At 71.1% G+C, this 21,809-nt stretch carries 22 protein-coding genes; 17 read left to right on the top strand and 5 right to left on the bottom strand.

Annotated elements, in window-relative coordinates:
• Positions 1 to 2: 2 nt before the first annotated feature.
• From CRP56_RS28210 to CRP56_RS28225, 5 genes are read left to right on the top strand one after another with little or no spacing between them, the layout of a single operon-like run.
• A complete protein-coding gene (locus tag CRP56_RS28210; RefSeq protein WP_097268648.1) occupies positions 3 to 929 on the top strand; it encodes an ABC transporter permease in 927 nt (308 codons plus the stop codon).
• A complete protein-coding gene (locus tag CRP56_RS28215) occupies positions 922 to 1,893 on the top strand; it encodes an ABC transporter permease (protein ID WP_097268650.1) in 972 nt (323 codons plus the stop codon). Before CRP56_RS28210 ends, CRP56_RS28215 begins: the two co-directional genes overlap by 8 nt.
• Before the next feature lie 6 nt (positions 1,894 to 1,899).
• Positions 1,900 to 2,040, top strand: coding sequence for a hypothetical protein (locus tag CRP56_RS47735; protein WP_179851139.1), 141 nt, complete (start codon positions 1,900 to 1,902; stop codon positions 2,038 to 2,040).
• Positions 2,041 to 2,043: 3 nt separating this feature from the next.
• Positions 2,044 to 3,018 (top strand): ABC transporter ATP-binding protein, encoded by a 975-nt coding sequence (locus CRP56_RS28220; protein ID WP_097268652.1) that lies wholly within the window; start codon positions 2,044 to 2,046, stop codon positions 3,016 to 3,018.
• Positions 3,011 to 4,096, top strand: coding sequence for an ABC transporter ATP-binding protein (locus CRP56_RS28225; protein ID WP_097268654.1), 1,086 nt, complete (start codon positions 3,011 to 3,013; stop codon positions 4,094 to 4,096). The genes CRP56_RS28220 and CRP56_RS28225 overlap by 8 nt, the downstream gene beginning before the upstream one ends.
• A 159-nt stretch (positions 4,097 to 4,255) precedes the next feature.
• Here the strand turns inward: CRP56_RS28225 and CRP56_RS28230 are convergent, their stop codons facing one another.
• A complete protein-coding gene (locus CRP56_RS28230) occupies positions 4,256 to 6,373 on the bottom strand; it encodes a S9 family peptidase (RefSeq protein ID WP_097268656.1) in 2,118 nt (705 codons plus the stop codon).
• Between the two features lie 178 nt (positions 6,374 to 6,551).
• Here CRP56_RS28230 and CRP56_RS28235 point away from each other — a divergent pair, with 178 nt between their 5' ends.
• The 8 genes from CRP56_RS28235 (at position 6,552) to CRP56_RS28270 (ending at position 14,308) form a co-directional block, all read left to right on the top strand.
• Positions 6,552 to 6,746, top strand: a complete 195-nt coding sequence (locus CRP56_RS28235) for a hypothetical protein (protein ID WP_079312001.1) — start codon at positions 6,552 to 6,554, stop codon at positions 6,744 to 6,746.
• 42 nt (positions 6,747 to 6,788) lie between these two features.
• Positions 6,789 to 7,649, top strand: a complete 861-nt coding sequence (gene mshB, locus CRP56_RS28240) for an N-acetyl-1-D-myo-inositol-2-amino-2-deoxy-alpha-D-glucopyranoside deacetylase (protein ID WP_097268658.1) — start codon at positions 6,789 to 6,791, stop codon at positions 7,647 to 7,649.
• Positions 7,646 to 8,056: a DUF6113 family protein gene (locus CRP56_RS28245; protein ID WP_097268660.1), complete on the top strand. Its 411-nt coding sequence runs from the start codon at positions 7,646 to 7,648 to the stop codon at positions 8,054 to 8,056. The genes mshB and CRP56_RS28245 overlap by 4 nt, the downstream gene beginning before the upstream one ends.
• A 160-nt stretch (positions 8,057 to 8,216) precedes the next feature.
• Entirely contained in the window at positions 8,217 to 10,715 is a 2,499-nt protein-coding gene (locus CRP56_RS28250; protein ID WP_097268662.1) for a peptidoglycan binding domain-containing protein, read from the top strand.
• Between the two features lie 131 nt (positions 10,716 to 10,846).
• A complete protein-coding gene (locus CRP56_RS28255; RefSeq protein ID WP_097268664.1) occupies positions 10,847 to 11,755 on the top strand; it encodes an ABC transporter ATP-binding protein in 909 nt (302 codons plus the stop codon).
• A complete protein-coding gene (locus CRP56_RS28260) occupies positions 11,752 to 12,492 on the top strand; it encodes an ABC transporter permease (protein WP_097268666.1) in 741 nt (246 codons plus the stop codon). The genes CRP56_RS28255 and CRP56_RS28260 overlap by 4 nt, the downstream gene beginning before the upstream one ends.
• Before the next feature lie 5 nt (positions 12,493 to 12,497).
• On the top strand, positions 12,498 to 13,697 hold the full coding sequence (locus CRP56_RS28265) for a sensor histidine kinase (RefSeq protein WP_097274545.1): 1,200 nt from the start codon (positions 12,498 to 12,500) through the stop codon (positions 13,695 to 13,697).
• Positions 13,694 to 14,308, top strand: a complete 615-nt coding sequence (locus tag CRP56_RS28270; RefSeq protein WP_097268668.1) for a response regulator transcription factor — start codon at positions 13,694 to 13,696, stop codon at positions 14,306 to 14,308. The genes CRP56_RS28265 and CRP56_RS28270 overlap by 4 nt, the downstream gene beginning before the upstream one ends.
• An 88-nt stretch (positions 14,309 to 14,396) precedes the next feature.
• Here the strand turns inward: CRP56_RS28270 and CRP56_RS28275 are convergent, their stop codons facing one another.
• Positions 14,397 to 15,257: a transglutaminase-like domain-containing protein gene (locus tag CRP56_RS28275; protein ID WP_097268670.1), complete on the bottom strand. Its 861-nt coding sequence runs from the start codon at positions 15,255 to 15,257 to the stop codon at positions 14,397 to 14,399.
• 29 nt (positions 15,258 to 15,286) lie between these two features.
• Complete coding sequence (locus CRP56_RS28280; RefSeq protein ID WP_097268672.1) at positions 15,287 to 16,297, bottom strand: GNAT family N-acetyltransferase; 1,011 nt, start codon at positions 16,295 to 16,297, stop codon at positions 15,287 to 15,289.
• Positions 16,298 to 16,437: 140 nt separating this feature from the next.
• On the opposite strand from CRP56_RS28280, the gene fdxA reads away from it, so the two are divergent.
• Together fdxA and CRP56_RS28290 are read left to right on the top strand one after the other, a co-directional pair.
• Positions 16,438 to 16,755: a ferredoxin gene (gene fdxA, locus CRP56_RS28285; RefSeq protein WP_010047804.1), complete on the top strand. Its 318-nt coding sequence runs from the start codon at positions 16,438 to 16,440 to the stop codon at positions 16,753 to 16,755.
• 116 nt (positions 16,756 to 16,871) lie between these two features.
• Positions 16,872 to 17,963 carry a bifunctional succinyldiaminopimelate transaminase/glutamate-prephenate aminotransferase gene (locus CRP56_RS28290; protein WP_097268674.1) on the top strand — a complete coding sequence of 364 codons (1,092 nt, stop codon included), beginning with the start codon at positions 16,872 to 16,874 and terminating at the stop codon, positions 17,961 to 17,963.
• Positions 17,964 to 18,030: 67 nt separating this feature from the next.
• Here CRP56_RS28290 and CRP56_RS28295 read toward each other — a convergent pair whose 3' ends face one another.
• A complete protein-coding gene (locus CRP56_RS28295; protein ID WP_097268676.1) occupies positions 18,031 to 18,483 on the bottom strand; it encodes an ATP-binding protein in 453 nt (150 codons plus the stop codon).
• Between the two features lie 310 nt (positions 18,484 to 18,793).
• A complete protein-coding gene (locus CRP56_RS28300; RefSeq protein ID WP_257041129.1) occupies positions 18,794 to 19,771 on the bottom strand; it encodes a heavy metal transporter in 978 nt (325 codons plus the stop codon).
• An 83-nt stretch (positions 19,772 to 19,854) separates the two neighbouring features.
• Between CRP56_RS28300 and dapE the strand changes: the two genes are divergently transcribed.
• Both dapE and CRP56_RS28310 read left to right on the top strand, forming a co-directional pair.
• The gene (dapE, locus tag CRP56_RS28305; protein ID WP_097268679.1) at positions 19,855 to 20,934 is read left to right on the top strand and encodes a succinyl-diaminopimelate desuccinylase; all 1,080 of its coding nucleotides are present in this window, start codon (positions 19,855 to 19,857) and stop codon (positions 20,932 to 20,934) included.
• Between the two features lie 101 nt (positions 20,935 to 21,035).
• Complete coding sequence (locus CRP56_RS28310) at positions 21,036 to 21,794, top strand: TIGR00730 family Rossman fold protein (RefSeq protein WP_097268681.1); 759 nt, start codon at positions 21,036 to 21,038, stop codon at positions 21,792 to 21,794.
• The last annotated feature ends 15 nt before the right edge of the window (positions 21,795 to 21,809 follow it).

The following is a 21,809-nucleotide window of genomic DNA, read 5'->3' on the forward strand; positions in this document are numbered from 1 at the left end:
CCATGGGACGCTACGTCGTCCGGCGTCTGCTCCAGATGATCCCGGTGTTCATCGGCGCCACGCTCCTCATCTTCCTCATGGTCAACGTCATGGGCGACCCCATCGCGGGCCTGTGCGGCGACCGGCAGTGCGACCCCGCCACGGCCGCCCAGCTGAAGAAGGAGTACGGACTCGACAAGCCCGTCTTCCCGCAGCAGTACCTCACCTACATGGGGAACGTCTTCACCGGCGACTTCGGCACCGCGTTCAACGGGCAGAAGGTCACCGAGCTGATGTCGACGGCGTTCCCCGTGACGATCCGCCTGACGATCGTCGCGATCCTGTTCGAGATCATCATCGGCATCACCCTGGGAGTCGTCACGGGCCTGCGCCGCGGCAAGCCCGAAGACACCTCGGTCCTGATGCTCACGCTCGTCGTGATCTCGATCCCGACCTTCGTCACCGGCCTGGTGCTCCAGCTACTGCTCGGCGTCGAGTGGGGCTGGATCAAACCGTCGGTGTCCACGGAGGCCACGTTCGGCGAGCTGATCGTGCCGGGCCTGGTGCTGGCGTCGGTGTCGCTGGCGTACGTGACCCGGCTGACCCGGACGTCCATCGCGGAGAACCGCCGCAGCGACTACGTCCGTACGGCGGTGGCGAAGGGCCTGCCGAGGAGACGGGTCATCACCCGCCACCTCCTGCGCAACTCCCTGATCCCCGTCGTCACCTTCATCGGCACCGACATCGGCGCCCTGATGGGCGGCGCGATCGTCACCGAGCGGATCTTCAACATCCACGGCGTGGGATACCAGCTCTACCAGGGCATCCTGCGCCAGAACACCCAGACGGTGGTCGGTTTCGTCACCGTCCTGGTGCTGGTCTTCCTGGTCGCCAACCTGCTCGTCGACCTCCTGTACGCCGTACTCGACCCGAGGATCCGCTATGCCTGAACCCCGAGAGCCCGAGGGCGCGATCGCCGGGACCGGCATGGGCGGTGCCATGGACCTCGCGGTGAGCGAGGCGACCACGCTGGAGAAGGGGCCCGGCCAGGCGGGCGGCCCCCAGGGGAAGCCCCGCTCGCTCTGGTCCGACGCCTGGCGCGACCTGCGCCGCAACCCCGTCTTCATCATCTCGGGCCTGGTGATCCTCTTCCTGGTCGTGATCTCCCTGTGGCCCTCCCTGATCGCGTCGGGCAACCCCCTCAAGTGCGACCTCGCCAAGGCCCAGGAGGGTTCGCAACCAGGCCATCCCTTCGGCTTCGACGGCCAGGGCTGCGACGTCTACACCCGCACCGTCTACGGCGCCCGTACGTCCGTCACGGTCGGCGTCTGCGCCACGCTCGGGGTCGCCATCCTGGGCTCGGTCCTCGGCGGCCTCGCCGGCTTCTTCGGCGGCTTCTCGGACTCGATCCTGTCCCGGATCACGGATGTGTTCTTCGCGATCCCGGTGGTCCTGGGCGGCCTGGTCCTGCTCTCGGTCGTCACCAGCAACACGGTCTGGCCGGTCATCGGCTTCATGGTGCTGCTGGGCTGGCCGCAGATCTCCCGCATCGCGCGAGGCTCGGTCATCACGGCCAAACAGAACGACTACGTGCACGCGGCGAAGGCACTGGGCGCCTCGAACTCCCGCCAGCTGCTGCGCCACATCGCCCCCAACGCGGTGGCCCCGGTGATCGTGGTCGCGACCATCGCGCTCGGCACGTACATCGCCCTGGAGGCGACGCTCTCCTACCTCGGCGTGGGCCTGAAGCCCCCCACCGTCAGCTGGGGCATCGACATCTCCGCGGCCTCCGCCTACATCCGCCAGGCCCCCCACATGCTCCTCTGGCCCGCCGGCGCCCTCGCCCTCACGGTCCTCGCGTTCATCATGCTCGGCGACGCGGTCCGCGACGCCCTCGACCCGAAGCTGAGGTGACGGGGTGTGAACGTGCAGGAAGGCGGCGGCTCGCCCGCTCTCCCCGGCCGGCCCGGCGTCGACGTCGTCGCCCGGCCGGTCACCGTATCGGCGTTCACGGTCCGCGAGGACCTCGTCCGCGACGCCCCCGACCCGAAGCTGAGGTGAGTCGTGCTCCTGGAAGTGCGTGATCTGCACGTGGAGTTCAAGACCCGGGACGGGGTCGCCAAGGCCGTCAACGGGGTCGACTACGCGGTCGACGCGGGGGAGACCCTCGCCGTGCTGGGGGAGTCCGGGTCCGGGAAGTCCGTCACCGCCCAGGCGATCATGGGCATCCTCGACATGCCGCCGGGGCGGATCGCGGGCGGTGAGATCCTCTTCCAGGGCAAGGACCTGCTCAAGCTCAAGGAGGAGGAGCGGCGCAAGGTCCGCGGCGCCGAGATGGCGATGATCTTCCAGGATGCCCTGTCGTCCCTCAACCCCGTGCTGAGCGTGGGCGACCAGCTCGGTGAGATGTTCGTGGTCCACCGCGGCATGTCGAAGAAGGACGCGCGGGCCAAGGCCGTCGAGCTGATGGACCGGGTACGCATCCCGGGAGCCAAGGAGCGGGTCAAGCAGTACCCGCACCAGTTCTCCGGCGGCATGCGCCAGCGCATCATGATCGCGATGGCGCTGGCCCTGGAGCCGGCTCTCATCATCGCCGACGAACCCACCACCGCCCTCGACGTCACCGTCCAGGCCCAGGTGATGGACCTGCTCGCGGAGTTGCAGCGCGAGTACAACATGGGGCTCATCCTCATCACCCACGATCTGGGTGTGGTGGCCGACGTGGCGGACCGGATCGCGGTGATGTACGCGGGCCGCATCGTCGAGCAGGCCCCGGTGCACGACATCTACAAGGCCCCGGCGCATCCGTACACGCGCGGTCTCCTCGACTCCATCCCCCGTCTTGATCAGAAGGGTCAGGAGCTGTACGCGATCAAGGGGTTGCCGCCCAACTTGATGGCCATCCCGCCGGGTTGCGCGTTCAACCCCCGCTGTCCGATGGCCCAGGACGTGTGCAGGACGGACGAACCCCCGCTGTACGAGGTGTCGCAGGACCGCACGAGCGCCTGCCACTTCTGGAGGGAGTGCCTCAATGGTTGAGCCGATCATTGAAGTGACCGGACTGGTCAAGCACTACCCGTTGACCCAGGGCATTCTGTTCAAGAAGCAGGTCGGTGCGGTCAAGGCCGTTGACGGTGTGGACTTCACGCTCAACAAGGGGGAGACCCTCGGGATCGTCGGGGAATCGGGCTGCGGCAAGTCAACTGTTGCCAAGATGCTCGTCAATCTCGAGCAGCCGACCGCCGGGTCGATCAAGTACAAGGGCGAGGACATCACCCAGTTGTCCGGCAAGGCCCTCAAATCCGTCCGCCGCAACATCCAGATGGTGTTCCAGGACCCGTACACCTCGCTCAACCCCCGTATGACGGTCGGCGACATCATCGGGGAGCCCTACGACATCCACCCCGAGGTGGCCCCCAAGGGCGACCGCAGACGCAAGGTTCAGGACCTCCTGGACGTGGTCGGCCTCAACCCCGAGTACATCAACCGCTATCCGCACCAGTTCTCCGGCGGCCAGCGCCAACGCATCGGCATCGCCCGGGGGTTGGCCCTGCGCCCGGAGGTGATCGTCGCCGACGAACCGGTCTCCGCGCTCGACGTCTCCGTCCAGGCCCAGGTCATCAACCTGATGGACCGCCTCCAGAACGAGTTCGACCTCTCCTACGTCTTCATCGCCCACGACCTGTCGATCGTCCGCCACATCTCCGACCGGGTGGGGGTGATGTATCTGGGCCGCATCGTGGAGATCGGCCGGGACGAGGAGATCTACGACCACCCCACCCACCCCTACACCCAGGCCCTGCTCTCCGCGGTCCCGGTCCCCGACCCCGAGGCCCGCGAACACCGCGAACGCATCATCCTGGCCGGCGACGTCCCCTCACCCACCAACATCCCCTCCGGCTGCCGCTTCCGCACCCGCTGCTGGAAGGCCCAGGAGCGCTGCGCCCTGGAGGTCCCGGCCCTGGCGGTCCCGAGCGAGTTCCGCCTCACCTCCGGCCCCGCGGCCCATGACTCCGCCTGTCATTTCGCGGAGGAGATGCAGGTCGTACCCACCGAGGGGTCCCCGGGGGAGCCGCCGGAGACGCCGCCGGATGATCTTGCAAATGGCCGGGAATAACCGCACAAATGCTCACCAACTGCGTTAACACGCAGGCAACTTAGCCGACCCGGTCCCGATATACGGACGCGTCAGGCTGAACAGCGTACGGCCGTGCGGGTGCCGTAAACGGGCCGGGACGCGCCATGTCGTCCCGGCCCGTTGCCGTACCCCGGCCCGCTACCGCAGCCCCAGCGACCGCTTCAGGAAGTCCACCTGGAGCAGCAGCAGGTTCTCCGCGACCTGTTCCTGCGGGGTCATGTGGGTCACGCCCGACAGGGGGAGCACCTCGTGCGGGCGGCCCGCCGACAGCAGGGCCGAGGAGAGGCGCAGGGCGTGGGCGAAGACCACGTTGTCGTCGGCGGTGCCGTGCACGATCATCAGCGGCCGGTGCGGCTCGGCGGGGGAGGACAGACCCTCGTCCGTCACCAGGGAGCTCTTCGCGTACGACTCCGGTGACGTCCGCGGGTCGCCCAGGTACCGCTCCGTGTAGTGGGTGTCGTACAGCCGCCAGTCCGTCACCGGGGCGCCGGCGATGCCCGCGTGGAAGACGTCGGGGCGGCGCAGGACCGCCAGCCCCGCCAGCCAGCCGCCGTACGACCAGCCGCGGATCGCCACCCGGTCCAGGTCCAGCGGGTACCGCTCCGCCAGGTCCTGGAGCGCCTCCACCTGGTCGTCCAGGGACACCGTGAAGTCGTCGCGGATCGCCTTCTCCCAGGCCGGCGAGCGGCCCGGCGTGCCCCGGCCGTCCGCGACCACGACCGCGAAACCCTGGTCGGCGAACCACTGGCTGGTGAGGTGCGCGTTGTGGGCCGCGAGAACGCGCGGCCCGTGCGGTCCCCCGTAGGGATCCAGCAAAACCGGAAGACGACCATCCCCTTGGTGGTTCTGGGGCAACAGGACGGCGCACGGGATGCGCCGTGCGCCCCCCTCGGTCAGCGTCACGCGCGGGGACATACCGGGATCTTCGGCGTACGAGGTGATCGTCGCCGTCTGCTTCCCGTCCCGCAGCACCTGTGCCGGCGACCCGGCCCGCCCCGGCGTCGCCGAGACCAGCACGGTCACGCTCCCGGACCGCACCGCCGAGTGCACCCCCGGCTCCTGCGAGATCCGCTCCACGCCGAGTTCGTTGACCCGGTACACATGCACCTCGCCGGTCTCCGGCGCAGCCGCCCGCTCCCCGGCCGAGGCCGAGACCAGGACGTCGTCGTCGGACACGTCGAGCACCGCACGGACGTGCAACTGCGGGCCGGTCAGCGGGCGTTCGCCCACCGCGAGGACCCGCGCGCCGCCCTCGTCCGCGATCCGTACGAGCCGCCCGGAGGGGCTCCAGCAGGGCACCCCTGGGAAAAGATCAAGCCAAACTGGATCTTCGTCCGCGTGCACCATCCGGGTCGCCCCGGAGTCGGTGTCCACGGCCAGGAACAGCTGACTGCGCTGGTCACGCGCCTGGACCAGCAACAGTGGCGCACCGGCCGCTGACCAGTGCACATGCGCCAGATACGGGTAGCGGGCACGGTCCCACGTCACCTCCGTGCGCGCCCCGTCGAGGCCGATGACGTACAGCCGTACGTCCGCGTTCTCCGTCCCCGCCGCCGGATAGGGGACGTGCTGTGGATCACGTTCCGGATGGGCCGGGTCGGAGATCCACCAGCGCCGTACCGGCGTGTCGTCCACGCGCGCCACCAGCAGCCTGTCCGACTCCGGCGACCACCAGAACCCCCGTGACCGGCCCATCTCCTCGGCCGCGATGAACTCGGCGAGACCGTAGGTGACGTGTTCCGACTCCGGCTCGGCCAGCGCCACGTCACCCTCGCCCGCGGCCCCGACGACCCGCAGGGCGCCCTGGGCGACGTACGCGACGAGCCGGCCGTCGGGGGAGGGGCGCGGGTCGATCACCGGTCCCGGGACGCGGAGTTCGGTCGCCGTCCCGGCCCGTAGCTCCGCCGCGAACAGCCGCCCTGACAAGGCAAAAGACGCCAACTCCACCGCCGAGTCGGTGGCGTAGCCGACGATCCCGGCGCCGCCCTCACGGCTGCGTTCGCGGCGCGCCCGCTCCTCGGGCGACAGGTCCTCCGTGGCCCCGCCGAGCAGGGCGCGCGGGTCGGCCGCCACGCGCTCCCCGCCGTCCGCGGGGTCGAGCACCCACAGCGAATTCGCCCGGTCCGTACCGGAGGACGAGCGCAGGAACACGACACGGGAACCGTCGGGGGCCACGGTGAACGCGCGCGGCGCGCCGAGCGTGAAGCGCTGGGTGCGGGCGTGCCGGCGAGGGAAGGAGTCGGACGTCGTCGTCATGCCCCGACCATATTGGCCATACGCCCCCTTGTGCGTCCGTGCGCCGACCGATGCGCGAGTACGGATAGTTATGATCACTAGCGCATAGTGGGTATGAACCCGCTGGCTGTCGTATGGATTTATCTGCCCCCCTGGTCCGAACCCCCCGCGCTCTTGGGATCTTTGGAGGTGAGCCGCCGTGGCACTCTCGATTTCGGCGGTGGTGCTGCTGGCGATCATCGTCTTCCTGCTGATCAGGAAGTCCGGACTGAAGGCCGGACACGCGATCGTCTGCATGTTGCTCGGCTTCTACCTGGCCTCCTCGACCATGGCGCCGACGATCAGCGAGCTGACGACGAACATCGCGGGGATGATCGGCAGCATCAAGTTCTGACCCTTCCCGGGGCAGGTCGCAGGTCGCCTTTAGGGTGGTCCCATGACGGAACCACCCGCCCGGCGCCTGCTCCTGGTGCACGCGCACCCGGACGACGAGTCGATCAACAACGGCGCGACGATGGCCCGCTATGCGGCCGAGGGTGCCCGGGTGACCCTGGTCACCTGCACGCTCGGTGAGCACGGCGAGGTCATCCCCCCGGAGCTCCGGCACCTCTCCGGCGCCGCCCTCGGGGAGCACCGCCTCGGCGAGCTCACCGCCGCGATGCGCGCACTCGGCGTCGAGGACTTCCGTCTCCTCGGCGGTGAGGGCCGCTACCACGACTCCGGGATGATGGGCCTCGCCGACAACGACGACCCCGCCTGCTTCTGGCAGGCGGACGTCGACGAGGCCGCCGCGCATCTCGTGCGGGTGATCCTCGAGGTACGTCCGCACGTCCTCGTCACCTACGACGAGAACGGCGGCTACGGCCACCCCGACCACATCCAGGCCCACCGCGTCGCCATGCGCGCCGCGGATCTGGCGGCCGAAGCGGGCTGGACGATCCCCAAGGTCTACTGGAACCGCGTCCCGCGCTCGGTCGGCGAACAGGCCTTCGCCCGTCTCCACGACGACCTGCCCGGCCTGCCCTTCACCAAGGAGGGCGTCCTCGACGACGTCCCCGGTGTCGTGGCCGACGAGCGGGTGACGACCGAGATCGACGGCACCGCGTACGCCGCCGCCAAGGCCGCCGCGATGGCCGCGCACGCCACCCAGATCACGGTCGCCGCACCCTACTTCGTGCTCTCCAACGACCTCGCCCAGCCCCTCTTCACCACCGAGTACTACGAGTTGGTACGAGGGGAACAGGGGTCCGGGGACCGGGAGACCGACCTCTTCGCCGGCACCGGAGACATCTCATGACCGACCGCGGATCCATGCTCGCCCAGCCCCTCAAGGCCCCCTCCGCCGGACGAGCCCTTCTCTACCTGGGCCTCTTCGTGCTCGGCGCGGTCGTCGGCGCCGCCGGATCGCTCGTGCAGTCCGGCTGGTTCCCGGGCGGCCTGCTGCTCGCGCTCGCGGGCGAGGCCGGGCTCTGTCTCGGCGGTGCGCGCGCCGCCGGCAGCCGGGGCGGGGCCGTCGCACCGGCCGCCGGCTGGGTGCTCGCCGTCATCCTGCTCACCGCCAGCCGCCCCGAAGGCGACTTCCTCTTCGGCGCGGGCGCCGGCTCGTACCTCTTCCTGCTCGGCGGCATGGCCACAGCTGTGATCTGCGCCACGCTCGGCGTGGAGCGGCAACCGGACGGCGACGCCGTCCGACTTGGCAAGTGACGTACCACTTCGCCACGACAGGGACGTGCGAGTCCGGTGTGGGTTTCCCCAGCGGTCGTGGGATACGGGCCAGAAGTGGCCAGTATGGTGGTGCGCGCCGCCGAGCCGTCCGAAGCGATGAGGTCGACACGGGCGGTGGAGCCAACCGGGAGAACCTGCCTTGAGTCGTGAAACTGACACTCCGTCCTCCGGGCCCAACGGGCACGGCGGAGCCGCCTACCCCTCGGGCACGCCGCCCTACGGGACGCCCATGGCTTCCGACGACGGTGCGGACGCGGGCCGTTCGGGCACGCAGTCCGATGAGCGCAAGACCGAGACCACGCTGACGACCCGGATCCGGATCAACATCCCCGGGTCGCGGCCGATCCCGCCGGTCGTCGTCCGGACGCCCGTCGCGGACGCCGAGGGCACCGCGGGCGACACCACGGCCGAGACCCCGGCGCCGAGCGCGCCCGCCGCCAACGGCGCGGCGGGCAACGGCATGGCGGCCGGCAACGGCATGGCCGAGGCTCCCGCCGAGCCGGCTCCGTCCGGCGAGGAGAAGACCAGCGACTGGTTCGCCCCGCGCAAGTCCGGCCCCGCCAAGGGCGGTCAGGGCGGCGGCGGGACCAACGGGGCCGGTCTGCCCGGAGGTTCGGCGCCCGCGCCGAACGGTTCCGGTGCCGCGCCGGGTGCTCCGGCCGGTGGCGCTCCCGGCGGTGCTCCGGGCGGTGCTTCCGGTGGGGCGCGGCCCGGTGCCGGGCGTCCCGGTGGCGTGGTCGGCTCCATGAGCGTGCCCGGCGGCTCCCGCTCCGGCTCCACCAACGGCGCGGGCCTGCCCGGCGCGACCGGCGGTCCCGTCGCGCCCGGCCATGGCGGCGGCACGGGTTCCTTCGACGTGACCGAGGCGCTGGCGGCGGGCCCGCTGGGCGGCGGCACACGCCCCGGCGCCGAGCCGCGCCGCGACGACCTGCCGTACTTCTCGGACAACGGCGGCGCGCAGAACGGCCAGAACGGTCAGAACGGCCAGGGCCCCCAGAGTGGTCAGAACGGTTACGGAGCCCAGGGCGGCCTCCCCGGCGGCGGCCACGACGACCTCAACAGCTCCACCGGCTCGCACCGCTTCACGCCCGCCAACGACTTCAACGGGCCCAACGACTTCGGCGGAACGGGCGGCTACGGCGGCCCGCAGGGCCCCACGGGCCCGACCGGCGGCCCGGTCACCGGCGACGGTCCTGTCGTACCGCCGGTCGGCGGCCCGCAGGGTGTCCCGGGCGGTCCGGCAGGCCCCGGCGGTCACCGCCGCGCGGGCGGCCCGGGCGGTCCCGGCGCTCCCGGTATGCCCAACGCCTCCGCCGGTCTCGCCGGCCCCGGAGTCGGCGCGCCCCCCGGAACCGGCCCCGGTGTCGGCCCCGGCGGCCCCGGCGGCGCCCCCCACGGCGGCCCGCAGACCGCCCCCGGCCGCGGCCCCGGTGGCGGCCTGAGTGACGACACCGCGATCCTCACCCCGCAGAAGCCGGCCCCCGAACCGGGCGCCCCCGGCTACGGCACCCCGCCGGACAACGTCTCCGGGCACACCGTCACCAGCGGTATCCCGGTCGTGCCGTCCACCACCCAGAACTCCCCGTTCGGGCCGGGCGCAGCCACCGACGGACCGCTGCCGCACACACCGCCGAAGCTGCCCGAGCCGGTCGCGCAGAACGTGCCGGCGTCGTCGTCGAAGAAGAAGGCGAAGAAGAAGGGCCGCAGCAAGCTGACCCTGCTCGCCGTGGGCGTGGTCGTCATCGCGGGCGGCGCGTACGGCGTCGGGCTGCTGATGAACCACTCCGACGTGCCCAAGGGCACCACGGTCCTCGGCGTCGACATCGGCGGCGGCACCCGCGACGACGCGGTCAAGAAGCTCGACGCGGCCTTCGACAAGAAGGTGAACCAGCCGCTCAAGCTGTCGGTGGACGGTAAGACGGTCACGCTCCAGCCCGACCAGGCCGGCCTCCAGTTCGACATGCAGGCCACCGTCAGCAAGGCCGCGACCAGCGACTACAACCCGGTCTCGGTGATCGGCTCGCTCTTCGGCGGCCAGCGGGTGATCGATCCGGAGATGCCGGTCGACGAGGAGAAGCTGACCGCCGCCCTGGAGGACGCCTCCGGCAGCTCCGGTTCGGCGACCGACGGCACGGTCAAGTTCAAGAACGGCAAGGCCGTCGCCGTCTACGGCAAGCCCGGCAAGGGCATCGACGTCGCCAAGTCCATGGCGGCGGTCGAGCAGGCGTACCGCACCCAGGTGGAGAACGGCTCGGCGGGCGCGGTCACGCTCCCGACCACGACCAAGCAGCCGACGATCTCGAACGCCGAGGTCGACTCGGTGATGAAGTCGATCGCGGAGCCCGCGATGGCCCAGACCGTCCGGGTGCAGACCGACCCGGCGCACTTCATCGACTTCGGCCAGCGGTCGTTGCCGGACATCCTGAGCTTCAAGGCGGTCGACGGCAAGCTCGTCGACTACTACGACCTCAAGGCGCTCAAGACGGCGTACGGCACCACCTTCGTCGGCGTGCAGATCAACGGCGCGAGCGGCAAGCGGGACGTCCTGCCCGAGGACGTCGCCTCCGCCCTGCGCAAGGCCCTGCGCGGCAAGACGCCGGCCCAGCGCATCGCCACCATCGACACCAACCCGAGCTAGCCCGACCGCTCGGCCCCAGGGGGCACCCGGCACGCGCCGGGTGCCCCTGCTCGTCGTATGACATCTGTCATCCGGCACTCAGGATCACCGACACTGCCGCCCGCCGGCCCCCGAAGGCCACTCTGGATCACATGACGACGACAGCGGTCGCATTCGACCAGGTGAGCAAGGCGTACGGCGAGGTCCGGGCCGTCGACGGCCTGACACTGAGCCTCCACCCCGGACAGACCGTGGCGCTGCTGGGCCCCAACGGCGCCGGCAAGTCGACCACGCTCGACCTGCTGCTCGGGCTCAAGCAGCCGGACAGCGGCAGCGTCCGGCTCTTCGGCACCAGCCCGCGTGAGGCGATCGTCGCAGGGCGGGTCGGCGCGATGCTGCAGAGCGGCGGGCTGATGGACGACGTGACGGTCGCCGAGCTGGTACGGCTCGCCTGCGACCTGCACCCGAGGCCGTACCGGCCCAGCGACGTCCTCGCCCGGGCCGGCGTCACCCAGATCGCCGACCGCAAGGTCAACAAGCTCTCCGGCGGCCAGGCCCAGCGCGTCCGCTTCGCGCTCGCGACCGCGGGCGACAGCGATCTGATCGTCCTGGACGAGCCGACCACCGGCATGGACGTCACCACCCGCCAGGCCTTCTGGGCCACCATGCGCGAACAGGCCGACCAGGGACGCACGGTCCTGTTCGCCACCCACTACCTCGAAGAGGCCGACGCCGTCGCCGACCGCGTGCTCGTCCTGCACCGGGGCCGGCTGCTCGCCGACGGCACGGCCGCCGAGATCAAGGCGAAGGCGGGGGCCCGGCGGATCTCCTTCGACCTGTACGACACCGACATCGACGAGGCCGCCCTGCGCGCCCTGCCCTTCCTGGTCCGCCTCGACGTCTCCGGCACCACCGTCCGCATCCAGTCCTCCGACGCCGACGCCACCGTCCACGCCGTCTACGGCCTCGGCCTCTACCCCCGCAACCTGGAGGTCGCCGGGCTGGGCCTGGAGCAGGCCTTCGTCGCCATCACCGAGGCCGAGGAGGCCCGTACCTCATGAACAGCCTGATCAAGCTGGAACTCAACCGCGCCCTGCGCAACCGCAAGTTCCTGTTCTTCTCGGTCCTCTACCCGTCCCTGCTCTTCCTGCTCATCGCGGGCAGCGCCGACGGCACGGACAAGGTCGACGGCACGGGCCTGACCCTGCCGACCTACATGATGGTCTCCATGGCCTCATTCGGCGCCCTGACGGCCGTCCTGATGGGCAACAGCGAGCGCATCGCCAAGGAGCGGGAGAGCGGCTGGGTACGGCAGCTGCGGCTGACGACCCTGCCCGGCCGCGGCTACGTCCTCGCGAAGACCGCGAGCGCGGCCGTGGTCAGCCTGCCGTCCATAGTCGTCGTCTTCGTCGTCGCCGCGGCTGTGAAGGACGTACGGCTGGACGCCTGGCAGTGGCTCGCGCTCACCGCCGCGATCTGGGCCGGCAGCCTCGTCTTCGCCGCGCTCGGCGTGGCCATCGGGTACCTGGCGAGCGGGGACGCGGTCCGGCCGATCACGATGATCACCTACTTCGGGCTGTCCATCCTCGGCGGCCTGTGGATGCCGACGACGACCTTCCCGACCTGGCTCCAGGACATCGCCAAGTGGGTGCCCACACACGCGTACGCTGCCCTCGGGCAGGCGATCGAACAGAGCCAGGCCCCGCATGCCAAGGACATCGCCGTCCTCGCCGTCTTCTTCGCCCTGTTCACCGGCGGCGCGGCCTGGCTGTACCGGAAGGACACGCTGAAGGCGTGAGTGTGATGACGGACGATCTGCGGCCCGACGAGGAAGCGCGGACGGAACGGCTGCTCCGGATCGGCCGGCCACCCCGCAACCGGAGCGAGGCGATCCGGAAGCTGGTGTGGGTCCTGCCCTGGCTGGTCTTTCTCGCCTCCCCGGTGCGGGACCTGAACTCTGGCGACCACACCACCGCGGCCACGGTGGCCGGCTGGACGGGGCTCGTGGCCTTCGTCGGGATCTATCTGACCCTGGTCTTCCGCACCATGGGCCGGCCCTTCCGCGGCGGGATCATCCACGTCCTCGCCGCCACCCTCTGGGCGATCGGACTCGCCCTGGCCTTCTGCTTCGGCAGCGAATGGCTCGGCCTGTTCGTCTACGTCTCGGTCACCTGCGGGGTCGCCTTCCCGCTGCGGATCGCCTACTGGGCGATCCCGCTCACCACCGCAGCGATGATGCTGGCGGGCTGGCACGCCCACGACCTCGACGATGCCTGGGGACTGTTCCTGGTGGTGCTCCTGGTCGGCTACTCCATGACCGGCATCCGGCAACTCGTCGCCACCACCGTCGAGTTGCGCAAGGCCCGCGCCACCGTCGCCCAGCTCGCCGCCAACGAGGAGCGCCTGCGTCTCGCCCGCGACCTGCACGACCTCCTCGGTCACTCGCTCTCCCTGATCACGCTGAAGAGCGAACTGGCCGGCCGGATGCTCCCGGACCACCCCGACAAGGCGGCCCAGCAGGTCGCCGACATCGAACAGGTCAGCCGCCAGGCCCTGGTGGACGTCCGCGAGGCGGTCTCCGGTTACCGCAGGCCCCGGCTGTCCGAGGAACTCGCGGGTGCCCAGGTCGCGTTGACGGCCGCCGCGGTCACCGCCGACGTACCCGCCGAACCCGACCTCACCGGTGTGCCCGAGGAGAGCGAGAGCGCCCTCGCCTGGGCCCTGCGCGAGGCGGTCACCAACGTCGTACGGCACAGCGGCGCGACCCGCTGCACGATCGAGGTCCTGCACCGCCAGACCCTCGACGGCCCGGTCCTGGAACTCGCCGTCGAGGACAACGGCTCGGGCGGCTCCGGCCAGGGCCCGGGCAACGGCCTCACCGGCCTGACCGAGCGCCTGGGGAAGGCGGGCGGCACCCTGGAGGCGGGCCGCACCAAGCACGGTTTCCGGCTGCTCGCCCGCGTGCCCGCCGGCGCGGCGACGCCCGTAGGATCCGGGGCATGAGCCACACGATCAAGGTCCTCCTCGCCGAGGACCAGTCGATGGTCCGCGAGGCCCTCGCCGCCCTCCTGGGTCTGGAGGACGACATCGAGGTCGTCGCCCAAGTGGCCCGGGGCGACGAGGTGTTGGCCGCGGCACAGGCCCACGGCGTCGACGTGGCCCTGCTGGACATCGAGATGCCCGGCATGACCGGCATCGAGGCGGCGGCCCAGGTCCACCAGGCCCTGCCGGACGTGAAGCTGGTCGTCCTGACCACCTTCGGCCGCCCCGGCTACCTCCGCAGCGCCATGGAGGCGGGCGCCGACGCGTTCCTGGTCAAGGACGCCCCGGCCGCCCAACTGGCGGAGGCGGTACGCAAGGTACTGGCGGGGGAGCGGGTCATCGACCCGACCTTGGCGGCGGCGGCCCTCGCAGAGGGCGCGAACCCGTTGACGGACAGGGAGCGCGAGGTTTTGCGGGCAGCGGAGGACGGCTCGACGAACGCGGAGTTGGCAGCGAAGCTGCACCTGTCGCAGGGGACGGTCCGCAACTACTTGTCGACGGCGATCCAGAAGTTGGCGGTACGAAACAGGGCAGAGGCAGCGCGCCTGGCAAGGGAGAAGGGCTGGCTGTAAAGGCTTTTGCTTTCAGGGGTGCGGGGAACTGCGCGACCGGCCACGACACGCCTGCACTCATCCACCGGCAAAAGCCCCTACGGCGATGTCAGTTCAACAACGCCCGAGCCGCCCGAGCCTGCCCCCGCACCCGCTCGGCAGCCCCCTCATCCACAGCGCCCACCACCTCCGCATAGGCCTCCAACTCCGAGGCCCCGGCCAGGAAATCCCCCCGTTCGACAAGCAACTGCGCCCGCTCATACCGCAACCGAGCCGGATGCGAGGGCAACAGCAACGACAACTCAACAGCCCACAGCGCCACATCCGACCGCTCCGGCCGAGCCGCCGCCCAGGCCCGCACGTTGTTGAGAATCCGCAGCACCACATCCAGCGGATCGGCCGGCGCCAACATGGACGGATCAAGCGAAGCGCCCGTCGCCCCCGCGACCAGCAACTCCGCGTCCGCCCCGGCCAGCACCCGCCCTCCGTCGAACGGATCGGCCAGCACCTGCCCCGCCGCCTCCTCCGCGGCCCCGAACCCGACCACGAAGTGCCCCGGCAGAGCGACCCCGTACACCGGCGCCCCGGCCCGCCGGGCCACCTCCATCCACACCACGGACAGCAGGATCGGCAACCCCCGCCGCCGTCGAAGCACCTCGTGCAGCAACGACGACTCCAGCCGCTGATAGTCCGCGGCGAAGCCGCGGAACCCGTACCGCTCCCCGAGCAGCTCCCGCAGCGCCACCGCCCAGGACCGCGGCCCACCCGGCCGGAACGGCAGCCGCCCGGCCAGTTCGTCCAGTTCGATCTGGGCCGCGTCGATGCCCGCCTCGTCCAGGCCGCCGTCCGCCTCCGCGCCGATCAGCAGGCACAGCGCGGACAGGTCGGGCCGCTCGGAGCGGGCCTCTTCGGCGAACCGCCGGCGCAGTTCGGCGGAGCGTTCCGGGGGTGGTGGATGCGGCAGACGCATAGCTGGCTCGTGCCCTCTCACGATGATCGCTACCGGCCGTCGCCGGAAGGCGCGGGTTCCCGGTAGTGGTGGTACGCGTGATGCGCCGCGAAGCCCATCCCGGCGTACAGCGCCCGCGCCCCCGCGTTCTCCGTCTCGACCTGGAGCCAGGCCGCCGACGCGCCCTCGTCGAGCGCCCGCCGGGCCAGCTCGGCCATCACCTCGGTGGCCAGCCCGCGCCGCCGCTGCTCGGGATCGACCTCCACCGCGGCGAAGGACGCCCACCGCCCGTCCACGACACACCGCCCGATGGCGGCAGGCACGCCACCGCTCCCCGGGACCTGCGCGAACCACACCGAGGGCCCGCTCGACAGCACCTTCAGGGCCACCTCGCTCACGCCCTTGCGCTGGTAGCGCGCGAGCCACGCCTCGTCCACATCCCGGGACAGCTCCACCGCGACGCCCCCGGCCCGGTCGGCGAGCGGCGCCAGCGCCCCGATCCACAGCTCGGCCGTCACCTCGCGCCCCCATCCGCGCCGCTCCAGCTCCGCGCACAGCAGCTCCTGCGTGCCCTCTGCGCCGGTCGCGGTCTGGACGTACGCGGGCAGCCCGCGAGCGCCGTACCAGCGCCGTACGGCCTCCAGCGCGTCGTCCAGCGGTATGCCGGGGTCGCCGATCGGCAGCACGGAGTTGGCCCGCCGGGTGAAGCCGGACGCGGCCCGCAGCTCCCACTCGCCGAGCCGCTCGCTCTCCACCGGCCGCCACGCGCGCGTGCAGACATGAGCGAGTTCCGCGTACGAGGCGGAGGGCCCCCGGCGGCGGGCCGGGGCGCTCGGCACCACCTTGCCCGCCACCAGCGAGGATTCCGCGATGCGGACGGTCTCGCCGTCCTTGCGTGTGATCCGAAGCACACCGGCGTCCCATGATGCGAGAACACCCACCGTGTCGGTGAACTTCTCACCCGGAACCGCAGGATCGTTCAAGCGGCGTACAGAGACCCGTTTACCCACGTCAGCAGTGGTGATACGGACCTCAAGGCGCCCCGTCGCAGAGATTTCCACAGGTCAGTTCACCCCTCCTGTTCGGATCATGCCCAAGAACGGAGATACTAGGGGCGGGCATCGACGACGCCGCGCTCCCGCGCGCCAGGCGGCAGGGCCTGAGGAGGCCCGCCAGCGCCCTATCGAGGAGGAACGACAGCGTGACCTACGTCATCGCGCAGCCTTGTGTCGACGTGAAGGACAAGGCGTGCATCGAGGAGTGCCCGGTCGACTGCATCTACGAGGGCTCCCGGTCCTTGTACATCCATCCGGACGAATGCGTCGACTGTGGTGCCTGTGAGCCGGTCTGCCCGGTCGAGGCGATCTTCTACGAGGACGACACTCCGGAGGAGTGGAAGGACTACTACAAGGCGAACGTCGAGTTCTTCGACGAGCTCGGCTCCCCCGGCGGGGCCAGCAAGCTGGGTCTGATCGAGCGGGACCACCCCTTCATCGCCGCGCTGCCGCCCCAGGCGTAAGCGCGTAAGCGGCCCGCAGTCTTCGTGCCGCCTCGGTCCCGTACGGCCAGATCACCTCTGATCGCCGTACGGGACCGAGGCGTTTGCCGTACGTACCAGAAAGTGAGCCAGTCCCCGTGTCCGCAGTCTCCGACCGCCTCCCCACCTTCCCTTGGGACAAGCTGGAGCCGTACAAGAAGACGGCCGCAGCCCACCCGGACGGCATCGTCGACCTCTCCGTCGGCACCCCGGTCGACCCGGTCCCCGAGCTGATCCAGAAGGCCCTGATCGACGCGGCGGACTCCCCGGGCTACCCGACGGTCTGGGGCACCCCGGCACTGCGCGACGCGATCACCGGCTGGCTGGAGCGCCGCCTGGGCGCCCGTGAGGTCACCCACCGGCACGTCCTGCCGATCGTCGGCTCCAAGGAACTGGTCGCCTGGCTGCCGACCCAGCTGGGCCTGGGCCCCGGCGACAAGGTCGCGTACCCGCGCCTGGCCTACCCGACGTACGAGGTGGGCGCCCGCCTGGCCCGCGCCGAGTACGAGGTCTACGACGACCCGACCGAGCTGGACCCCGAGGGGTTGAAGCTCCTGTGGCTCAACTCCCCGTCGAACCCGACCGGCAAGGTCCTGTCGAAGGCGGAGCTGACCCGGATCGTCGCCTGGGCCCGTGAGCACGGCGTGCTGCTCTTCTCCGACGAGTGCTACCTGGAGCTCGGCTGGGAGGCCGACCCGGTCTCCGTCCTGCACCCGGACGTCAACGGCGGCTCGTACGACGGCATCGTGGCCGTCCACTCCCTCTCCAAGCGCTCCAACCTGGCCGGCTACCGCGCGGCCTTCCTGGCCGGCGACCCGGCCGTCCTCGGCCCCCTGCTGGAGATCCGCAAGCACGGCGGCATGATGACGTCGGCCCCGACCCAGGCGGCGGTCGTCGCGGCGCTGGGCGACGACGCCCACGTCCAGGAGCAGCGCGAGCGGTACGCGGCCCGCCGCGAGGCGCTGCGCGGGGCGCTGGTGAAGCACGGCTTCCGCATCGAGCACAGCGAGGCCAGCCTCTACCTCTGGGCCACCCGCGACGAGTCCTGCTGGGACACCGTCGCCCACCTGGCCGAGCTGGGCATCCTGGTGGCGCCGGGCGACTTCTACGGGGAGGCCGGCGCGACGTACGTACGCGTGGCGTTCACGGCGACGGACGAACGGGTGCGGGCGGCGGTCGAGCGCCTGTAGCCCCGGGACAGCGGGATGGGGCCCGGGAGATGATCTCCCGGGCCCCATCGGCGTTTCAGACGGCTGTTCAGCCGAGCGGCAGCGACTTCACCGGCAGCGAGTCAGCCGCGGGCAGCCCGCCCTTGGTGAGGGAGTCCGTCGGCAGACCGCCCTTCGTCGCGGTGGACGTGGTGTCACCGAGGATGTCCCCGGCGGAACCCGCCGCGTCACCGGCCGTCTGCTGCGCGGCCGGGGCCGCCTTCTTCGCGACCTTGCCGCCGGTCTTGCCCGCCGTCGGCACCGCCTTCTTGAGCGCGTTGCCGCCGGTGTTGCCCGCGATCTTGGTGACGTTCTGCGTGGCACCGTCGACGCTGTTGCCGACGCTCGCCCCGTCCAGAGCGGTCAGACCGCTCAGGTTCGGAGTGGCGGGCAGCTCGGCGGGGGCCGCACTGGCGGAGCCGGCCGCACCGACCCCGGCTGCCGCTCCCGCAGCGACGAGCAGCGCGGCACGGGCGATCCTGCGGGTCAGGGGGAGGGACATGATGCTCCTTTGACGGGAGAGAACGAGGAAGTGTGCAACCGCTCCCGGCAGTTGATCACCGGGCTCGGACGCAGTGACTACCGCTCGAAGCCCGCGAAGGTTGCGGACGGCCAACGTAAAGAGTTGGCAATGCGTCGCATTATCGGCTGCGGATAAAAACGGGCAAAAGGCGCCCGATCCGAAAGTCCGCCGAATCCTTACAGCCCTGTGTTCTCAAGGGATTTCTCGGATACGAGGGTGAGGTGACGAAAACCTGCGCACACCCGCGTCCGAGACGGGCCCCCGTAACCCCTGCGAGTGACGGCCCGTACTACTGAGCAGTCACGATCCGCACGGACCCGGCGCCCTTCTCCGCCCCGCCCGCACCCGAGCTCTCCACGGCCCGCCACTCGCTCTGGGTGTTCCCCGCGGTCCACTGCCGCCCCGCGTAGGCGACGCTCTGGATGTGGAGGGCGGAGGCGTTGGCCACCGCCCAGTGCGCGAGCTGCCAGCCCCGCTGCCGTGCCGTGCGCCTGGCGGCCGAGTCGTCGGCGGTGACCGGCACGATCAGCGTCCGCTCCGCGGCCGCGTCCTCGGTGGCGGCGGGCGACGACTTCGCGTCCTTCGCCACGTCCTCGGCGGCCGTGTCGAGCGCGTCCCGCCCGAAGTCCTTCACCAGCGCGTCCCGCACCCCGTCCGGACCGGCGGCCTCAGTGGCGGCCTGCCGCCCGTCGCAGGTCAGCGTCGCCGGAGAGGCCCCGGTGAGCGCGGCGGCGAGCAGCACCGCGTCCGGCTCGTGCTTGGCGTACGCCTCCGGATAGCCGCTGCGCTGCACCCGCTGGGCGGCCTCGGTGAGCGGCATCTTCGTGTAGCCGGAGACCTTGACCAGATGCTCGTAGAACTTCCCCGCCGCGTACGCCGGGTCCATGATCTGCCGCTCCGTGCCCCAGCCCTGCGACGGCCGCTGCTGGAACAGGCCGAGGGAGTCCCGGTCGCCGTGGGTGATGTTGCGCAGCCCCGACTCCTGGATCGAGGTCGCCAGCGCGATCGCCACCGCCCGCTCGGGCAGCCCGCGCCCGGTCCCGACGGCCGTGATGGTCGCCGCGTTCACCGCCTGCTCCGGCGTGAACTCGTACGCCGCCCCGTCACCCTTGCCCGAGACGACCTTGCAGCCGGGCGCGTCCGCGCCCCCGGTGACGTACTGCACCACGAGATAGCCCGCGACGGCACACAGGACCACGAGGGCCGCCCCGAAACGCAGGAGGCGGCCACGACGACGGCGTCGGGGAGCGGGTGACGGCTGTGGCATCCGTACAAAATACTGGAGTGGCCTGTGGTGCCCGAGCCGGGTGTGGACAACGGCGGTGAGGGCCGGGCGCTAGGGTCGGGGCCATGGCCGATACCCCGCTTGACCTCACGCTGGACGCTGCGGAGCTGACCGCGCAGCTCGTCGACTTCCCCTCCGTGAGCGGCACCGAGAAGCCCCTCGCCGATGCCATCGAGACCGCGCTGCGCGCCCTGCCGCACCTCACGGTCGACCGGTACGGCAACAACGTCGTGGCCCGCACGCACCTGGGCCGCGCGGAGCGGGTCATCCTCGCCGGCCACATCGACACCGTCCCCATCGCCGACAACGTCCCCTCCCGCCTCGACGAGGACGGCTACCTCTGGGGCTGCGGCACCTGCGACATGAAGTCCGGCGTCGCCGTCCAGCTGCGCATCGCGGCCACCGTCCCGGCCCCCAACCGCGACCTCACCTTCGTCTTCTACGACAACGAAGAGGTCGCCGCCCACCTCAACGGCCTCGGCCACGTCGCCGACGCCCACCCCGAGTGGCTGGCGGGCGACTTCGCGGTGCTCCTCGAACCCACCGACGGCCAGGTGGAGGGCGGCTGCCAGGGCACGCTCAGGGTGCTGCTCAGGTTCAAGGGGGAGCGGGCGCACTCCGCGCGCGCGTGGATGGGCTCCAACGCGATCCACGGCTCCGCGCGCGTGCTGGCCAAGCTCGCCGCGTACGAGTCGCGCCGGCCGGTGGTGGACGGCCTGCGCTACCACGAGGGCCTCAACGCCGTCGGCATCGAGGGCGGAGTGGCCACCAACGTCATCCCGGACGCCTGCACGGTCACCGTCAACTTCCGCTACGCGCCCGACCGCAGCGAGGAGGAGGCCGAGGCCTTCGTCCGCGACTACTTCGCCGACTGCGGGGTGGACGAGTTCATCGTCGACGACCACACCGGCGGGGCCCGACCGGGCCTGAACGACCCGTCCGCGGCCGCCTTCGTGCAGGCCGTGGGCGGCGAGGTCCACCCCAAGTACGGCTGGACCGACGTGTCCCGCTTCAGCCGACTGGGCATCCCGGCCGTCAACTACAGCCCCGGCAACCCGCTGCTCGCCCACAAGGTCGACGAGCGGGTGAAGGCGTCGCTGATCCCGGTCGCGGAGGAGCGGTTGAGGGCGTGGCTGACGGCATGAGGCGATAAGTCTGCTGCACGGCGGACACGCACACGTCCCCCCTCCGTAACCCGCGTAGATCTAGGCTGAAGCGGAACCACCCGCTAATGGAGGGAGCGCACATGGCTACCGGCAACCCCGAGGGGAAGAAGCAGCCACCGTCGGAGCAGCGCCTGGGACCCGTCCTCCGAAGGCGCGAACAGGTCACGGCGAGCACCACCGACCAGCGGCTCCTGGACGCGGGCGGCCCCTCCGACTGGGTCCACACCGACCCCTGGCGGGTCCTGCGCATCCAGTCGGAGTTCATCGAGGGCTTCGGCACGCTCGCCGAACTCCCGCCCGCGATCAGCGTGTTCGGCTCCGCGCGGACACCGGCGGACTCCCCGGAGTACGAGGCGGGCGTGCAGCTCGGCCGAGGCCTGGTCGAGGCCGGCTTCGCGGTGATCACGGGCGGCGGTCCAGGGGCGATGGAGGCGGCCAACAAGGGCGCCTGCGAGGCGAAGGGCATCTCGGTGGGCCTCGGCATCGAGCTGCCCTTCGAGCAGGGGCTGAACCCGTACGTCGACATCGGCCTGAACTTCCGGTACTTCTTCGTCCGCAAGATGATGTTCGTGAAGTACGCGCAGGGCTTCGTGGTCCTGCCCGGCGGCCTCGGCACCCTCGACGAGCTCTTCGAGGCCCTCACCCTCGTGCAGACCCAGAAGGTCACCCGCTTCCCGATCGTCCTGTTCGGCAGCGCCTACTGGGGCGGCCTCGTGGACTGGCTGAAGAACACCCTGATCGCCCAGGGCAAGGCCTCCGAGAAGGACCTCCTCCTGTTCCACGTCACGGACGACGTGGACGAGGCGGTGGCGCTGGTGTCGAAGGAGGCGGGCCGCTAGGGCCGGTCCGGCGGA

Source organism: Streptomyces sp. TLI_55, assembly GCF_900206255.1.
In the GTDB taxonomy this organism is placed as follows: domain Bacteria; phylum Actinomycetota; class Actinomycetes; order Streptomycetales; family Streptomycetaceae; genus Streptomyces; species Streptomyces aquilus.

Bases quoted from the DNA above. Each gene is read 5' to 3' on its own strand.
- CRP56_RS28210 (WP_097268648.1), top strand. From the start codon at position 3: ATGGGACGCTACGTCGTCCGGCGTCTGCTCCAGATGATCCCGGTGTTC.
- CRP56_RS28215 (WP_097268650.1), top strand. From the start codon at position 922: ATGCCTGAACCCCGAGAGCCCGAGGGCGCGATCGCCGGGACCGGCATG.
- CRP56_RS28225 (WP_097268654.1), top strand. From the start codon at position 3,011: ATGGTTGAGCCGATCATTGAAGTGACCGGACTGGTCAAGCACTACCCG.
- CRP56_RS28230 (WP_097268656.1), bottom strand. From the start codon at position 6,373: ATGACGACGACGTCCGACTCCTTCCCTCGCCGGCACGCCCGCACCCAG.
- mshB (WP_097268658.1), top strand. From the start codon at position 6,789: ATGACGGAACCACCCGCCCGGCGCCTGCTCCTGGTGCACGCGCACCCG.
- CRP56_RS28245 (WP_097268660.1), top strand. From the start codon at position 7,646: ATGACCGACCGCGGATCCATGCTCGCCCAGCCCCTCAAGGCCCCCTCC.
- CRP56_RS28255 (WP_097268664.1), top strand. From the start codon at position 10,847: ATGACGACGACAGCGGTCGCATTCGACCAGGTGAGCAAGGCGTACGGC.
- CRP56_RS28260 (WP_097268666.1), top strand. From the start codon at position 11,752: ATGAACAGCCTGATCAAGCTGGAACTCAACCGCGCCCTGCGCAACCGC.
- CRP56_RS28265 (WP_097274545.1), top strand. From the start codon at position 12,498: ATGACGGACGATCTGCGGCCCGACGAGGAAGCGCGGACGGAACGGCTG.
- CRP56_RS28270 (WP_097268668.1), top strand. From the start codon at position 13,694: ATGAGCCACACGATCAAGGTCCTCCTCGCCGAGGACCAGTCGATGGTC.
- CRP56_RS28275 (WP_097268670.1), bottom strand. From the start codon at position 15,257: ATGCGTCTGCCGCATCCACCACCCCCGGAACGCTCCGCCGAACTGCGC.
- CRP56_RS28295 (WP_097268676.1), bottom strand. From the start codon at position 18,483: ATGTCCCTCCCCCTGACCCGCAGGATCGCCCGTGCCGCGCTGCTCGTC.
- CRP56_RS28300 (WP_257041129.1), bottom strand. From the start codon at position 19,771: ATGCCACAGCCGTCACCCGCTCCCCGACGCCGTCGTCGTGGCCGCCTC.
- dapE (WP_097268679.1), top strand. From the start codon at position 19,855: ATGGCCGATACCCCGCTTGACCTCACGCTGGACGCTGCGGAGCTGACC.
- CRP56_RS28310 (WP_097268681.1), top strand. From the start codon at position 21,036: ATGGCTACCGGCAACCCCGAGGGGAAGAAGCAGCCACCGTCGGAGCAG.